Genomic DNA, 16573 nt, shown 5'->3' with positions numbered 1-16573 from the left:
AAATTTTGCTTATTAAAGACTATAAGTTCAAGGAGATATAGATGTATGCAGGTTTTTCGACAAGCAAATCAAAACAGCTAGTAGAAGCTGCTCTAGAAGGCAGAGTACTTCGCCAAAAGCTTATAGCTAGCAACATAGCAAACATTGACACTCCGTTTTATAAATCTAAAGATGTTGATTTTGAATCAGCGTTGATATCTAAAAAAAATGAAATTTATAGCAAAAACTCAGGAGAGCCAAAACTTGAACTTGCAGTAACAAACGAAAAACATTTTCCGGCTTTAGATTTTCCTAGCAACAAACAAGCAACAATCTATTTAAGAGACGGTCATACAGCAAGAAATGATGCGAATACCGTCGATCTTGATGTTGAAACAACAGAGCTTGGAAAAAATGCTCTAATGGTTCAAGCGCTTGATTCAGCAAGTAAAAAACACGGTGAGATATTTAAAAGCGTAATTGACGCAAGCGGTAAATTATAAGGATAAACGATGGCATATTTAAGTGATTTTGATATAAGCGGATACGGTCTTAGCGCACAACGTTTTAGAATGAATGTTATAAGTTCAAACATTGCAAATGCTAATACGACAAGAACTGCTGAAGGAGGTCCTTATCGTCGCAGAGAAGTTATATTTAAAGCTATAGAATTTGATAAAGAGTTAAACAAATCTATAAATTCAAAAAATGACTTTTTAAAAAATGAAAATCCATTAAATGATCCAGATGCTCCGGAATTTCCAAAACCGGCTCTTATGAGTGTCGTAGTAGATAAAATTGTTCGAGATGATAAGGACTTTAAACTAAAATATGATCCGACTCACCCAGACGCAGACGCAAAAGGTTATATAATGCTGCCAAATATTAATCCCGTTATAGAAATGGCCGATTTAATAGAAGCAACAAGAGCTTATCAAGCAAATGTTTCAGCATTTCAAAGCGCAAAGAGTATAGCAACTAGCGCAATAGAGTTACTAAAAGGATAATTTATGAATATATCTGAGATTTCAAATTTAAATCAAACAACAGAGCAGACTAAGCAAAAAGATGGTGCTGGTAGCGGCTTTTCAGATATGCTAAATAAAGCTTTAAGCGACTTAAATGATGTTCAAGAAAAAGCAGATAAAGCAGTAGCAGACTTAGCCACAGGAGAGGTAAAAGATCTTCATCAAGCAGCTATAGCTATAGGAAAAGCGGAAACTAGTATGAAATTGATGTTAGAAGTAAGAAATAAAGCTATAAATGCATATAAAGAAATCTCAAGAACACAGTTGTAATGAGCGGATATCAAAGCCAAAGCAAGATCTATGTAATCTTCAGCTTTATAGTTTTAGGAATTATACTATTTTTATTTGTAATATTTTATAGAGCTTTGTTAGATAGAAAGCTGCCAAAGCTACAAAGTAGTGATTTTGATAGTGCTCTTAGGGGCTCAATCATATCAAAAGACGGTTTTAGTATAGCTAGTAGTCAAAAATTATACAAAGCTATGGTGGATACTAGAAACATAGATCCAAACAAAAAAGAGCTTTTTATAAAATTATACACACTCTACAGCGGTGATGATCCAACCAAAATCAGAAAAATACTTAGCAAAAAAGGCGTAGTAACCTTATCGTATGAAATAGACGCAAAAGGTGCAGCGTATCTCAAGGAGCTAGCTAGAAAATTATACAAAAAAAAGGTATTCATAGCATATCAAGATCCAAAAACAGGAATAGTCGCAACTCAAGGTATGAGCATCGTAGAAAGTGGTGAAAAACGTATATATATGGCAGAAGATACTCTTACTCCAGCCATCGGCTACATAAAAAAGATAGAACAAGACGGTATAACCAAAGTAGAAGGAGTAAAAGGTATAGAAAAAGTATATGACAACCTGCTCTCATCTACGCAAGATGCGATTACAAAAGGTCCAAGAGATCTGTCAAACACTATTATACTATCTGGTGACGCAGAACTCTCAAAACGAATTGACGGGTATAATGTGGTTTTAAATACTCCATTGAAACTCCAAAAAGTAATAGAACAGATGGCAACACAAAAGCTAAACGATCTCATAGCAAAAGAGGTTGTTATAGGAGTTATGGAGAGCAAAACAGGAAAAATCATCGCATTAGTTTCCACTTCAAGATATAATCCATCAAATATCACAATAAATGATTACCAATCATTAAATTCAACCGCAAGCGAATACGCTTATGAAGTAGGTTCGGTCATGAAACCAGTCATTTTCTCTTTGTTACTTAGAGAAAATAAAGTAAATCCGCTAGAGATCATAAATACATATGGCGGAAAGTATAAACTCGGCCAAAGAACAATAACAGATAGTCATAAAAATGATTTTTTAAGTGCTGAAGATATAATAGTAGAATCATCAAATGTGGGTATGATACAGCTAGTTGAGAGATTAAGTGAAATAGATCTATATAATGGGCTTTTGGATTTTGGATTTTCTAAAAAAACAGGAGTTGATCTAAGCTATGAACAAGTTGGATTACTTCCATCTATAAACGAACTTAGAAATAAAACATACAAATCTACTGTTAGTTATGGATATGGACTTCAAGCCACATTTATGCAACTTTTAAATGCTTATAACACTATAAATAATAATGGAGTTATGATAACACCGCAAATCGCAAGTCACCTAGAAAAAAACGGTAAAATATATGCTATAAAGGAGCAAGATATCAAAACTATTTTACCTATAGAAACTGCTAAAATTATGAAAAGAATACTTATAAAAGTAGTCGAAAGCAACAAAGGCACAGCTAGAAAAGCGCGTATACAAGGACTTAGTATAGGTGGAAAAACCGGAACCGCTCACATAGCTACAAGTGGAGGCTATAGCGATAAACGATATAATGCAAGCTTTTTTGGATTTGTTAATGATATAAGCGGAAATAACTATACAATAGGCGTATTAGTAAGAGAGCCTATGAAACCATATCCTTACTATTACGCCTCATGGAGCGCTTTACCGATTTTTAAAAACACCGTTGAATTAATGGTAGAAAATGGTTATTTAAAACCGGCTATAGCATCTCCTAAAATAGATCAAAACGAGCAAGATAACAGAGATATATTAGACTAACTCTTTAACTTTATAAACTATATAATCAACAAAAGCTTCACTATCATCAGGAGCTTTCACAACTTCATAGTAGTCAAACTCTTTTTGATCTGCTATTTTTCTATACTCGATATCTAGTTCAAAATCCGTTTCTGAGTTATCTATACAAAAACTAATCGGATAAATAAGTGCTTTTTTGCTTTTTAAATTTGATAAAACTTCGCTTAAATTCGGACCCAGCCATTCAACAGGCCCCAATCTTGATTGATAAGCTAAACTAATAGAATTAAACTTAACTCCATCTTTAGCCAACATATCTGAAATTATTTTTACATGTTCATTAGTATGAGTTTCATACAAGTCGCCTTTTTCGATTATTTTTTTCGGAAGTGAATGAGATGAAAATATCAGATCGATTTGACTTGAATTCATTTCAGCAATCTTTTCTTTTATACTACTTGTTATAATTTTATTATATCTTTCATCCTTATAAAAATAGTTTATAACTTTTATATTAGATTTTATACTAAGCTCTTTTATAGCTCTGTTTGCGGAATCCAAACTAGATACTATAGTAGTTCTTGAATGATGAGGATATAATGGAAATAGCAGTATTTCATCGGCGTATTTATACTTTTTTAAACTATCTATAGCAAAAGGAGGTGTATAGTTCATAGCATAATCAAAAGTAAGATTTTCATTTCCGAATTTAATATTTAATTTATCAATCAAAGATCTAGTGATATCTCCTATAGGAGATTTGCCGCCTAACTCCGTATAGTTGCGTGTTGCACTTTTTAGTCTCATTTTAGTTATAAGCCAAGCTAGCACTGAGCGAATTTTTCTATTTTTTATACCCAAAATATATGGATCGTTAAACATATTTTTCAAAAATAGCTCAACTTGACTTAAATCATCAGCTCCGCCCATATTTAGTAGTATTACAACTTTTTTCATATATTCTCCTTGAATCGTATTTTATCATAAATGTTCAAAATAAATATAAAATTGTGTTAAATAAAAGTAGCATAAAATAGTAAAAATAGCATAAATTTAAAAGTATAAAAATAAAAAAGTATAAAAGCAAACCCCAAAAAGGAGTCTGCTTTAGGGCTTACATCATTCCGCCCATTCCACCCATACCGCCCATGTCTGGCATCGGAGGCATAGCAGGTTTATCCTCTTTTATCTCACTAACCGTAGCTTCAGTAGTAAGAAGTAAGCTTGCTACGCTAACTGCGTTTTGTAAAGCTATTCTTTCTACTTTAACAGGATCTATAATTCCAGCTTCAAACATATCAACATATTCGCCGCTAGCTGCGTTAAATCCATAATTAGGGCAATCTGCGCATGATACAGAATTTGCCACTACTCCAGCGTCGAATCCGGCATTTTCAGCTATCTGACGAAGAGGGGCAAAAAGCGCACGTTTAACTATCTCAGCGCCAATTAACTCATCACCTTTTAAGCTTAGATTTACTCTATTTCCGGCTTTGATAAGCGCTGCACCGCCTCCGACTACGATGCCCTCTTCTACTGCTGCTTTTGTAGCATTTAGAGCGTCGTCTACTCTATCTTTTTTTTCTTTCATTTCTGTTTCTGTCGCAGCTCCTACTTTGATAACAGCAACACCGCCGCTTAATTTAGCTAGTCTTTCTTGCAACTTTTCTTTATCATAATCGCTTGTAGTCTCAGCTATTTGAGCTTTTATTTGATTAATTCTAGCTTCTATCGAATCTTTATCTCCGGCACCATTTACTATAGTAGTGTTATCTTTATCTATAACAACTCTATCTGCTTGACCAAGATCTTGTAAGCTAGCACTCTCTAAAGTTCTGCCTAACTCTTCGCTGATCACTTCACCGCCGGTTAAAATAGCTATATCTTCAAGCATAGCTTTTCTTCTATCTCCAAATCCAGGAGCTTTTACTGCTGAAATATTTAAAACGCCTCTTAATTTATTTACAACTAAAGTTGCAAGAGCTTCACCCTCGATATCCTCAGCAACGATAAGAAGAGGTTTTCCTGTTTTTTGAATTTGTTCTAAAACCGGAAGTAGATCTTTTAAATTTGTAATTTTCTTATCAAATAAAAGTATAAATGGACTACTTAATTCGACTTGCATTTTTTCAGCGTTTGTGATGAAATACGGACTTAAATATCCACGATCAAACTGCATACCTTCAACGACATTTAACTCGTCATTTATAGATTTTGCTTCTTCTACTGTGATGACACCGTCTTTACCAACTTTTTCCATAGCTTCGGCTATAAGATCACCGATTGAGCTATCGCTATTTGCTGAAATAGTAGCTACTTGAGCTATCTCTTTTTTACCGTCTACTTTTTTAGCGGCTGATTTTAACTCGCTTGTAACAGCCTCAACGAATTTATCCATTCCGCGTTTTACTTCGATAGGATTTGCGCCGGCAGTTATGTTCCTAAGTCCTTCTTTAAATATAGCGTGAGCTAAAACTGTAGCAGTTGTAGTACCGTCTCCTGCTTCATCGTTTGTTTTGCTAGCAACTTCTCTGACTAAACCTGCACCCATATTTTCTATAGTATCTTTAAGTTCTATCTCTTTTGCAACGCTTACGCCGTCTTTTGTGATAGAAGGTGCACCAAAGCTTTTTTGGATAAGTACATTACGACCTCTTGGTCCCATAGTAACTTTTACCGCATCGTTTAATTTTTTTACACCGCTATATAATCTATTTCTTGCATCATCTGCGAAAATAATTTCTTTTGCCATTGTTTTGCTCCTTTAATTTACTTAATTACGCCTAAAATATCTTCTAAATTTAAAACTAGATATTTTTTATCTTCTAAGCTGATCTCGCTGCCAGCATACTTTGCAAATACAACGATATCACCTACGCTAACACCCTCAGCCTCTTTGCTAGCTGCTACTACTTTTCCTTTTGAAGGTTTTTCTTTTGAAGCATTATCTGGTATAATAATACCGCTAGCAGTTGTCTTAACTTCCTCTTCTCGCTCTACTAAAACACGTTTTCCAAGTGGCTCAAATTTCATCTCTTGTCCTTTCGTTTATCAAATTTTTCTCTAAATAATTAGCACTCTTACCTTTTGAGTGACGAAAATATAGCATAATTTTAGTTAAAAGTCAAGATTTAAAAGCCAAATTTATCATAAAATTTTAGTCTAATTGGCTCAAGTTTAAATACTTTCTCTAAATATTTCGTTTCTTTACAAATATATTGTATAATTATAAGAAAATACGGAGCAAAATATGAGAGTTTTACTATGGATTTTAGGCATTATTGCAGTATTATTTATATCTGCTTATACCATATTATTTACTAGTTTTGGGAATAGTCTCATGAAGCCGTACGTAGAAAAAATAGCAACGCAAAAAAGCGGTATGAAAATAGAATTAAAAAAGTTTAAAGTCGGTTTATCCAAAGCAGATATACAAGCCGCGATAAACTCCGAGCTAAACCTAACAGTTACAGGAAGCTATAATCTGATTAAAAAAAACTTTGATCTAAACTATACCGCACAAACCAGAAGCTTAAACAGTTTTGGTATAGATATAAAAGATAATATATCTTTAAATGGAGATATGATTGGAAATTTAAATAATTTTGTAGTAAATGGAGCGGGAATTCTTGTAGGCTCAAATATGAGATTTGCCATTAGAGTTGTAAATTTAAAACCTCTTGAGTTAAAACTAGACGCAAAATCTCTAAATTTGGCACAGATATCGACTATAGCGCTTCATAAACCATATATAATAGGACATTTAGATGCTACGGCCGATATATCGTATGCAAATAACGGTTATCAAGGAGATGCAAATTTAAATATAAAAAAAGCAAACACAAACAATGAGCTTATACAAAACGACTTCAATATTTCACTTCCGAGTAATTTTTTCATAACTGCAAAATCAGATATAAAACTATCGGGCGATATAGCTACTGCAAAAACCGTGATAAAATCTCCGATAGCGGTTGCGGCGGCACTAAACTCCGTATATAATATCTCAAACAATAAACTAAATACCGATTTAAATTTAAACATTCCAGATCTGCTAAAACTAGAACCTTTGATCAAACAGTCTTTAAAAGGCGAGATAACACTAAATGCAAATACTCAAATAGACGCAAACAAACTATCGTTTTTAGACGCACAAATAAAAGGTCTTGGAGGAATTGTAATAGCAAAATTAAAAGACAATAAAATAGACGCCGATATAAAAAATATAAAACTTGATGAACTGCTTAAAATAGCGTCTTTGCCGGCAATTGCCGATGGAAGCATAAACGGTATCGCCGACATAAACGATATAAATATTCCATCAAAAACAAACGGAAGTGCAAATTTAAAAATCACAAACTCAAAACTCAAAAGTAATGAACTAAACAAACTAATAAATACTGAAATTAAAAAAGATATACCATTTATGGGAGACGCCAAAGCAATTTTTCAAGATGGAATTTTAAACTTAAATTCTATATTAAGCTCAGAAATTTTAAGGGTAGATAAGTTTCATAGTATTTACAATCTTGATAGCAAAGATGCAAATGCTAGTTTGCAAATGAGTATTCCGAGCCTAAATGCTCTTGGAAGCTTAACAGGCAAAACACTAAACGGTTCAGCTGAACTAAACGCTGAAGCTGTCATAAAAGCTACCAAATTAGATAATCTAAGCTTAAATATAAAAGCTATGGATGGAGTTATAAATGCGAATTTAAAAAACAACACATTAAAAGCAAATATCAAAGATATTTTAGCTGAAAATTTGTTTGTATTGATCGGTCAAAAACCGCTATTTGATGGAGTTATAAATGCGGAATTAAACTTAGATTCCATAGATATAAAAAATCTAAACGGAAAAGGAGTTATAAATTTAAATAACGCGACGCTAAATGCAGCCAATTTAAAAGAAATGACAAAAAAAGATTTTCCAAACAATATTAAATTTAGAGCAGAGTTTAAACCTACTTTCACAAATTCAATTGCATATTTTATGTCAAATTTAAGTTCAAATTTAATAAACATAGACAAATTTGAAGGAAGTTTTGATATAAATAAATTAGCTTTGGATGCAACGTATTTGGCTAATATAAACGATATTTCAAAATTTGAATTTTTAATCGGTAAAAAATTAATAGGAAGTCTAAACGCAAACGGTAAAGCACAGTACAAAGACACTCTTTATCTAACTTTAAACTCTGATCTGCTTAAAAGCAAACTAAAATCAGAGTTAAAAAATGGTATCTTAACCTTAAATTTAGATAAATTTTCGGTACAAGAACTTCTAAAAATGGCTGATTATGATCCATTTTATGAAGGTATTTCGAATTTAAATGCTAAATATGACCTGAATGGAGCAAAAGGTAATTTTAAAATTGATCTTTTAGAAGGAAAACTAGCTAAAAGCGGACTTACAAATGCCATTAACATAGCATTGAACCAAGATATAACAGAAGAAGTCTTTAAAGACGGCTATGTAAAAGGAGATATAAACAAAGATATAATAACCTTTAATGCCCAAATGAGCTCTCCAAAATCAGATGTAAATGTTACAAAAGGAAGTATAAATATGCTAAACTCAAAGATATTTATACCTATTGATACGAATATAGAAAAAACGGATCTACAAATAGAAGTTTCTGGAACTACAAAAGAGCCTAAATATGCATTTAAATCCAGCTATTTAAAGACAAAGATAGAAAAAGAGATGGATAGAGGCTTAAAGAAACTATTTAACTCGGATGAAAATAAAACAAATGATGCGAAAGATATTATAAAAGGGCTGAAAAATCTTTTTTAGCCCTTAGCTAGAACATATTTTGTAGATACCAAAGTACGGAAAATTGCAAATTTGGGGCTTTGACCATATTTTCATCATAAATAAAATCTAGAATATCAGATTTTTTGATAAATACGATCTCGATTTTCTCATCATCAACTCCACCACCAGCTGTTTTTTTCATACTTTCATCAATAGTAGTACAAAAAAGAGTTTGTCTATTGGCTCCAAAGCCTAATGCCGTGTAACTGCTAGTTATCTTTTTTACCTCTTGAACGGCGTATCCCGTCTCTTCTAATATCTCTTCTATCATCGTTTCTTCGGCGCTCAAACCTTTATCCATGATACCGGCGCAAAGCTCATGCGTAACTCCTGGTTCATCTGAACTTATACTATTTTTTGTCTGATAATACCAAAGAGATGGACGAAACTGCTTTACAAACAAAAACGCGTCAAAATCTTTATGATACATTATACAAGATACGCTATCATGAGCTTCTACGCAGTCCCAGCGCTTGTTTTTATTATCTTGAGTATATAAAATACTAAATGGCTTTACAAACTTTGAGTTCTCAAGCGGTACAATCTTTAAATCTTTTATAATAGTATCCATGTAGCAAGTCCTAAAAATACGAAAAATCCCATCATATCAGTTATCATAGTTAAAAATACAGAGCTACCAACTGCTGGATCTAGCCCTATTCTTTTAAATGTTAGAGGTATAAATGTTCCGAAAAAAGCGGCTAAAAGCAAATTTATAATCATAGCCACACCTATTACTACTCCAAGTAGAGGCATATTAAACCAAAGTCCAACCAAAAATCCGACAAAAGAAGCAAATATTATAGAATTAACAGAAGCCATTATAAGTTCTTTTTTTAAAATGCTCCAAAAACTATCAAATTGTATCTCTCCTAATGCGAGACGTCTTACATTTACGGCTAATGTTTGATTACCGGCGTTCCCTCCGATACCCGCTACAATCGGCATAAGCATAGCAAGAGCAACTAAAGACTCTATAGATTTATCAAATAACCCTATCACGCTTACACTAAATATAGCAGTTATCAAATTTACAAATAGCCAAATAGCACGCGCACGACCTGTTTTAACTAGTCCTTCTTCTTCGGCTTCATCATTAACACCTGCTAAATTATAAATTTGTTCAGTAGCGCTCTCTTCTAAAAAGTCGTGTATATCATCGGTGGTGATACGACCTATCAAAACTCCTGCTTTATTTACAACAGCTATAGCACTTAAATCATAGTCCATAACAGTAGCCGCAACTTCGCTTATATCATCTGTATCAGTAGCAAAATGCGGCTTATATTTATCTACACCGCCATTTTTTATAATATTTTCTAAATTTAAATCAAAATCATATATTATAAGATCTTCTAAAGGTATAACGTATTTTAAAACACCATCTTTATCAACTACAAAGAGTTGAAATACGTTTTCTATCTCATCTCTTTTTTTCATTACCCTAAAACGAGATATCGCAGAACTTAGTCTTTCATCAAGTCTAGCTGAAAAAAGCTCCGTTTGCATATAAGCACCGGCTTCATTGTCTTCGTAATTTATAAGTTTGCTTATCTCTTTTTGGCTATCTAATTCAAGAGAGCTAAAAAGCTCTTTAGCTTTTTCCTCATCTATATCTTCTATATTTTGTAAAAGGTCGGTGGCGTCATCGCTTTCTAGCTCTTCTAAGGCTTCTACTATCTTATTATTAGGAACATTTTCAATCACATCCTTAAGCATGTGATCCGGCATTTCCATAGCGACTTCGCCAAGGCTTTGAGAGTCTAATTTTTCAAGGTAAGTAGCGTATTCATCTTCATCATGGCTTTTCAATACCTTTAGATGCGACGCGATATCTGATGGGCTTAATTCGCCACCGACGCCATCATCGAGATGTTTTTCTAACTGCTCTTTTACTTCATCTAAATCTTTATTCATAACTTTACCTAAAATGCGATTACGCTATCAAATCCCTCTTCTTTTGGAGCATTTGTATGGGCATTTAAACTAACTTCAAAATCTCTGTTTATACCGCCAACAAGCGCACTAAACTCTTTTTTCTGTGTGCCACTTAGGCTACTTTTTGTTATTTTTACCACTGATTCTGGATTGATAGCTTGATTGTTTTTATAAAGTCCAAAATGCAGGTGCGGACCTGTACTCATACCGGTACTTCCCACATAGGCTATGACATCACCCTTTTTTATCCTTTTACCGCTTTTAACACCGCTTGCAAAACCGTTTAAATGAGCATAAAGGGTCATATAATTATCTGTATGATTTAACATAATTACATTTCCGTAACCGCCTTTTTGCCCTACGAATGATATTCGTCCATCTCCCGCAGCATATATTTTCGTGCCTTTTGGAGCAGCGTAGTCAATCCCCAAATGAGCCCTATATCTTTTTAAGATCGGATGCCATCTTTTTGGAGTAAATCTTGAGCTTATTCTAGCATTTTTGACAGGTTTTATCAAAAAGAAATTTTCAAGCTCTTTTCCGGTTTCATCGTAAAATCTATCATCATACTGATAAACATATTTAGCATTTCCTCTTATTTCTATCATAGCAGCTTTGATATTTGGCATACCAAAAACTCTTCCTAACCGTCTTTTTTGAGTATATATAATGACTAATTTATCACCCTTTTTAAGCCCTTTATAATCTACACTTCCTTTAAAGGCGTTTAAAAAAGCACTCGCTAAAGCAACATTTCCGCTATGTTCTATGATATCTTGATATGGTGATCTTTGCACATCGATACTAAGAATTCTATCTTCGTTTTCATATATTATCGGTATAAAATCAATAACATACTTTTCAACTATATCTTTATGAATATGAATTTGCAACTCTTCACTTATAGGTATAAGAACTTGTGAAACTCTATCATTTTCATCTCTTAAAATTTGAAATCTCGTGCCGCTTGTTATCTCAGTAGCTAGCTCTTGATCTTCTTTTTCCAGGTTATAATATAAAGATAATGGTATTTTATTATTTTCTAAAAATGTTAAAAAACTCTCGCCATTTGGCCATGTTAGCTCCTCAACACTAGGCTTGATAGCGTATAAATTTATAGTGATAAATAAAAATAGTATTATTTTTTTGATCATAAAATCGCCTTAAAATAAAATCTTGTAATTGTATCGTAATCTTACTTACATAATGCTTCTATTTATCAAAAAATATCATATTATTTTCGCTATAATTTATATAGTATTAAAATAATTTTAAGCAAAATATATAGTTAAACGCAGGATAAAGTTTTTAAATTTAGATATAAATTTATATTTTATCTCTAAAGGCACTTTTAAATATATAGTTTTTATGGATATTTGGGTTTTGCAAAAAAGTAATCCAGTCTATATAAGGTAATCTATTATTATAAAAAGTATCACCTTTGTTTAAAGCGATATTTGCATTTTGATATCTAATGTTATCAACACCTTTTTATTATATTTATATGCAGTTTCAAAAGCTTTTTTAATCTGCAAGCTGTTTAATTATGCTAAAGTTACTTAATTTAAAAAAACCTATTTGTAATTTTATACTCAATATTATTATACGATTGTCAATAAATCCATCTTTATTTGCAAAAGCAGATAAAATAGCTTCATTGTTTTCGCATAAATTTTATAGATCCTAATATACTTAAACATATTTTTCGTTGCATTATTATCTATAGCTTTCATTTATTTCCTTATTATTTTTTGATATATTTATCTTAAAAATTTAAGATTATAATTCATTATCCAAAAAATACGGATCTAAAAGTTTTATCTCCAAAACTTCTCGTTTGCAAAAATTCAAAAAAAATTAGCTATAATGATTTTAAATTTTTGCCCATATAGGAGATACTTTTGAAAAAAATTGCAATTATGCTTTTATTACTATGCAGTTTTGTTTTTGGTGCTGAGTTTAATATGAAAACCAACTATAGTCTGCTTTTAAACGTTCATGATGGTATCGGCGAGATAACAGATAGTCCAGATATCGTTGTCAATAGTAGCGGCGTTGTTATGCATAAATTCAAAGATGGCAGCAAATCAATAATTGCTAGAGCAGTAGTCACCGAAAAAAAATACGGTTTTGCTAAAGTTAGGTTTGAAGTATTTGACTCTTTAAAACAGCAAGCACTTCCGATACCAAAGATTTTACCGTCTGCAGGAGATGAAATAGTCTTAAATTTCTTATATGACAGATCTCTAATAGTAGTTCCAAATAAAGAAATTTACAAAGAGATAACAGACAACTTTAAAAATATCACTTTTATACATCCAGACATTGTAGGAGCATATCTAAACTACGAATACAAACCAAATCCAAGCAGAGACGACTTTCGTAAAATGTGCGCTCAAAGTGCGGCAGGGCTTATATTTGTAGCATTAGATAACGAAGCCGTGTTTGCTGATTGCGGTAGTTTTGCCGTGCTTAAAAAGTTCAAAAGCGGAAGTGTGGATTATTACCAGCTTCCATTTTATACAAGAGTTAAAGGCATAGATACTATATTTTGGAAACTTGATGGCGCAAAAATAAACAACTATGACGAATACTATAAAAGACTTTTAGGAAACTAAAATGGATGCTAAACATATAAAATATTTTGAAAAGCTTCTAGGTGAAGATAATGCTAAATTTGATAAAGCTCATCAAATAGCCTACTGCTATGATGCTACAAAAAAGCGTTTTGAGCCTGATGGAGTGCTATTTCCACGAGATGAAACAGATGTAAGCAATATACTAAAATACTGCAATGAAAACAAAATCGTTATAGTCCCAAGAGGCGCTGGAAGCGGATTTACCGGCGGAGCTTTAGCAGCGAGCGGCGGAGTCGTTTTGTCATTTGAAAAACATATGAATAAAATATTAGAAATAGATATGCAAAATATGGTAGCAGTCGTAGAACCCGGACTTATAAATATGAAACTACAAAAAGCAGTAGAAGAAGTAGGACTTTTCTATCCGCCAGATCCTGCTAGTGAAAATTACAGTACAATAGGCGGAAACGTGAGCGAAAATGCAGGCGGTATGCGTGCTGCAAAATATGGTATAACCAAAGACTATGTTATGGCTTTAAGAGCTGTGTTGCCAAACGGAGATATTATAAGAGCCGGAAAACGCACTATAAAAGATGTTGCAGGGTATAATATCGCAGGAATTCTCATAGCAAGCGAAGGAAGTTTAGCCGTTATCACACAAATCACATTAAAACTCATTGCAAAACCTAAATTTAAAAAAACCGCAATGGGAGTATTTCCTAACGTAAATGCCGCTATGAATGCTGTTTATAAAACTATGGCAGCAGGAGTAACTCCTGTAGCTATGGAGTTTTTGGATAATCTTAGCATAAAAGCAGTCGAAACAAAATTTAAAAAAGGTCTGCCTATATCGGCCGGGGCTATCCTTATAAGCGATGTCGATGGATCAAATTTAGATGTTTTAGATAGCGAGCTAGAGATCATCAAAAACGTTTTTGAGCAAAACGGCGCAACTGAGTTTAGAGTAGCAAAAGATGAAAACGAATCTGCTGATATATGGCTTGCAAGGCGCAACTGCTCTCAAGCTATCACATGTTATGGTAGTTTAAAACTCAATGAAGATATAACTGTTCCTAGATCCGAACTTCCGAATTTACTCGAAAAAATAGCTGAAATTTCTCAAAAATACGGCGTTACTACACCATGTTTTGGTCATACCGGAGATGGAAACGTACATACAAATGTTATGGTAGATCGTGACGACCCTGACGCGGTAAAAAGAGGTCACGAAGCTATAACTGAAATTTTTAAAGCTACCGTCGAGCTTGGAGGAACTTTATCTGGAGAGCACGGTATAGGACTTAGCAAAGCACCTTTTATGGGTCTTGCATTTAGTTCTGAAGAGATGAACCTTTTTAGAACTATAAAAAAAGCATTTGATCCAAATAATATCTTAAACCCAAATAAAATGGGACTTTAAAGAAATTTCATGCGTAAAATATGGGAAAAACTAGTACTGATCTATAAAGTGTTAGAAGATAAACAGCTTTTACATTTTGCTGCAAGTCTTAGTTTTCACACTCTTTTATCCATCATTCCTGTTTTGTTTATATCTCTATCTATCTTTACACAACTCCCTAGTTTTAGCGGTTATTACGCTAAGATTAAAGATTTTATATTTTCAAATTTACTTCCTAGTCAAAGCATAACTGAATATATAGATCAGTTTTTATCTAATTCAAGTAGCCTTGGTATAATAGGTCTTATAGCGGTATTTTTTACCAGTATAATGTTTTTTAGCGACTATGAATTTGTTATTTCAAAATTAACAGGAGCTAAAAGTCGTGGATTTTGGAGAAGTCTTAGTAACTACTGGACTTTGATAACTCTTATGCCTCTTGGTCTTGGAATGTCGTTTTGGCTCTCAAATTTAATCCAAACAATGCTTAGCCAAAGCGAATATACAAGCGGTATAAACTTCTTAGCTATATTTCCATATATAATTATCTGGGCTATATTTGCAGTAACTTATCTCATATCTATAAATAGAGATTTTTCTATAAAAAATATATTGATCAGCTCTTTTGCCAGTTCGCTTGCATGGTCCATATCAAAGTGGATATTTGTAGGATATAGCTTCTATAATAAAACATACTCTAGTATATACGGATCATTTTCGATACTATTATTTTTCTTTATTTGGATATATATTTCGTGGATTATATTTTTATATGGTATAAAACTATGCGTAGCCTTAGATGGATTAAGTAGAGATAAGCCAGTTATCTAGCTTATCTAAACCATCTCTTCTGCCCTCTTTAAAAGCTCTTTTGCGCCGCGCGCTATGAACTCATCAGCAAAATTTTTACCGGCTATTTTATATGCTAATTTCGGATAAGTTTTGCTATCTCTTAGAATTTCGCTTCCATCTACAAGACCCAATATCGCCTCAACTTCTATCTTGTCGCCTTTTAATTTTGCATTTATTCCGATCGGCGCTTGACATCCTCCGTTTAACGTATGCACGAAATCTCTCTCTATAGTAGTTTCAACTACGCTTTTTTCATCATTTAAAAACTCGATAGCATCCAAAATTTCTTTTTTATCTATAGCCTCGATTCCTAAAGCTCCTTGTCCCATAGCAGGAATTGTATCTATAGCTGATGTAAATTTAACTTCCTTAGAAAGATTTAATCGATTAATTCCAGCCATAGCCAAAATAATAGCGTCAAACTCGCCATTTTTAAGCTTAGCTATTCGTGAGTTTACATTTCCTCTAAGAGATATGATATCAAGATCAGCCCTATGAGCTAAAATCTGCATTTTTCTACGAAGCGAAGTTGTTCCTACTTTGGCACCTTGTGGTAATTCATCCAAATTTTTGTACTTCATGCTAAGCATCGCGTCTCTCACGTCTTCTCTACTGCACACGCAAGCCAGTTTTAATCCATCTGGAAAAGTAGTTGGAACATCTTTTAAGCTATGAACCGCTATATCTGCACTACCTTCAAGCATAGAGTTTTCAAGCTCTTTTGTAAAAAGCCCTTTGCCGCCTATCTTTGCGAGCGGAGTATCAAGGATAACATCGCCTTTTGTCTTCATAGTAATTATCTCAACGCTATGACCTTGAGCAATCAATAAATCTCTTATATGATGAGTTTGCCAAAGCGCAAGAGCGCTATTTCTACTTGCTATTTTGATATTCATTTCTTATCCTTT

General features: G+C 33.1%; 15 protein-coding genes. 8 read left to right on the top strand and 7 right to left on the bottom strand.

What is annotated here, in order from left to right:
• Nucleotides 1–41 precede the first annotated feature (41 nt).
• From flgB to RVY88_RS03555, 4 genes are read left to right on the top strand one after another with little or no spacing between them, the layout of a single operon-like run.
• Nucleotides 42–482, top strand: coding sequence for a flagellar basal body rod protein FlgB (flgB, locus tag RVY88_RS03570; RefSeq protein WP_162167382.1), 441 nt, complete (start codon nucleotides 42–44; stop codon nucleotides 480–482).
• Between the two features lie 9 nt (nucleotides 483–491).
• Nucleotides 492–986: a flagellar basal body rod protein FlgC gene (gene flgC, locus RVY88_RS03565; protein WP_002849120.1), complete on the top strand. Its 495-nt coding sequence runs from the start codon at nucleotides 492–494 to the stop codon at nucleotides 984–986.
• A 3-nt stretch (nucleotides 987–989) separates the two neighbouring features.
• Entirely contained in the window at nucleotides 990–1277 is a 288-nt protein-coding gene (fliE, locus tag RVY88_RS03560) for a flagellar hook-basal body complex protein FliE (RefSeq protein ID WP_011731921.1), read from the top strand.
• Nucleotides 1277–3097, top strand: coding sequence for a peptidoglycan D,D-transpeptidase FtsI family protein (locus tag RVY88_RS03555; RefSeq protein WP_024305147.1), 1821 nt, complete (start codon nucleotides 1277–1279; stop codon nucleotides 3095–3097). The genes fliE and RVY88_RS03555 overlap by 1 nt, the downstream gene beginning before the upstream one ends.
• Here RVY88_RS03555 and hemH read toward each other — a convergent pair.
• From hemH to groES, 3 genes are all read right to left on the bottom strand, one after another.
• Complete coding sequence (hemH, locus tag RVY88_RS03550) at nucleotides 3089–4033, bottom strand: ferrochelatase (protein WP_162167383.1); 945 nt, start codon at nucleotides 4031–4033, stop codon at nucleotides 3089–3091. The genes RVY88_RS03555 and hemH overlap by 9 nt on opposite strands.
• Nucleotides 4034–4190: 157 nt before the next feature.
• Nucleotides 4191–5828 carry a chaperonin GroEL gene (gene groL / locus RVY88_RS03545; protein WP_011731919.1) on the bottom strand — a complete coding sequence of 546 codons (1638 nt, stop codon included), beginning with the start codon at nucleotides 5826–5828 and terminating at the stop codon, nucleotides 4191–4193.
• A 17-nt stretch (nucleotides 5829–5845) separates the two neighbouring features.
• A complete protein-coding gene (groES, locus tag RVY88_RS03540; protein WP_002849112.1) occupies nucleotides 5846–6109 on the bottom strand; it encodes a co-chaperone GroES in 264 nt (87 codons plus the stop codon).
• 217 nt (nucleotides 6110–6326) lie between these two features.
• Here groES and RVY88_RS03535 point away from each other — a divergent pair, with 217 nt between their 5' ends.
• Nucleotides 6327–8876 (top strand): hypothetical protein, encoded by a 2550-nt coding sequence (locus RVY88_RS03535; RefSeq protein ID WP_162167384.1) that lies wholly within the window; start codon nucleotides 6327–6329, stop codon nucleotides 8874–8876.
• A gap of 7 nt (nucleotides 8877–8883) precedes the next feature.
• Here the strand turns inward: RVY88_RS03535 and RVY88_RS03530 are convergent, their stop codons facing one another.
• Genes RVY88_RS03530 through RVY88_RS03520 form a run of 3 tightly spaced genes read right to left on the bottom strand, consistent with a single transcriptional unit; the run spans nucleotide 8884 to nucleotide 11989 of the window.
• A complete protein-coding gene (locus tag RVY88_RS03530) occupies nucleotides 8884–9468 on the bottom strand; it encodes an NUDIX domain-containing protein (RefSeq protein ID WP_002849107.1) in 585 nt (194 codons plus the stop codon).
• Nucleotides 9453–10814, bottom strand: a complete 1362-nt coding sequence (gene mgtE / locus RVY88_RS03525) for a magnesium transporter (RefSeq protein ID WP_162167385.1) — start codon at nucleotides 10812–10814, stop codon at nucleotides 9453–9455. The genes RVY88_RS03530 and mgtE overlap by 16 nt, the downstream gene beginning before the upstream one ends.
• Before the next feature lie 8 nt (nucleotides 10815–10822).
• The gene (locus RVY88_RS03520; RefSeq protein WP_162167386.1) at nucleotides 10823–11989 is read right to left on the bottom strand and encodes a peptidoglycan DD-metalloendopeptidase family protein; all 1167 of its coding nucleotides are present in this window, start codon (nucleotides 11987–11989) and stop codon (nucleotides 10823–10825) included.
• Nucleotides 11990–12736: 747 nt separating this feature from the next.
• On the opposite strand from RVY88_RS03520, the gene RVY88_RS03515 reads away from it, so the two are divergent.
• Genes RVY88_RS03515 through RVY88_RS03505 form a run of 3 tightly spaced genes read left to right on the top strand, consistent with a single transcriptional unit; the run spans nucleotide 12737 to nucleotide 15644 of the window.
• Nucleotides 12737–13453, top strand: a complete 717-nt coding sequence (locus tag RVY88_RS03515; protein ID WP_065844506.1) for a plasminogen-binding N-terminal domain-containing protein — start codon at nucleotides 12737–12739, stop codon at nucleotides 13451–13453.
• Nucleotide 13454: 1 nt separating this feature from the next.
• Entirely contained in the window at nucleotides 13455–14834 is a 1380-nt protein-coding gene (locus RVY88_RS03510) for an FAD-linked oxidase C-terminal domain-containing protein (protein WP_065844507.1), read from the top strand.
• A 9-nt stretch (nucleotides 14835–14843) separates the two neighbouring features.
• Nucleotides 14844–15644, top strand: a complete 801-nt coding sequence (locus RVY88_RS03505) for a YihY family inner membrane protein (protein WP_002849097.1) — start codon at nucleotides 14844–14846, stop codon at nucleotides 15642–15644.
• Nucleotides 15645–15649: 5 nt separating this feature from the next.
• Here RVY88_RS03505 and hemC read toward each other — a convergent pair whose 3' ends face one another.
• Entirely contained in the window at nucleotides 15650–16561 is a 912-nt protein-coding gene (gene hemC, locus RVY88_RS03500; protein ID WP_011731915.1) for a hydroxymethylbilane synthase, read from the bottom strand.
• Nucleotides 16562–16573: the final 12 nt, after the last annotated feature.

This window comes from Campylobacter sp. TJR-1 (genome assembly GCF_032840035.1).
Classification (GTDB): Bacteria; Campylobacterota; Campylobacteria; order Campylobacterales; family Campylobacteraceae; genus Campylobacter; species Campylobacter fetus.
Note: the sequence above shows the minus strand (reverse complement) of the source record. Positions and strands in the feature narration are given on the sequence as shown.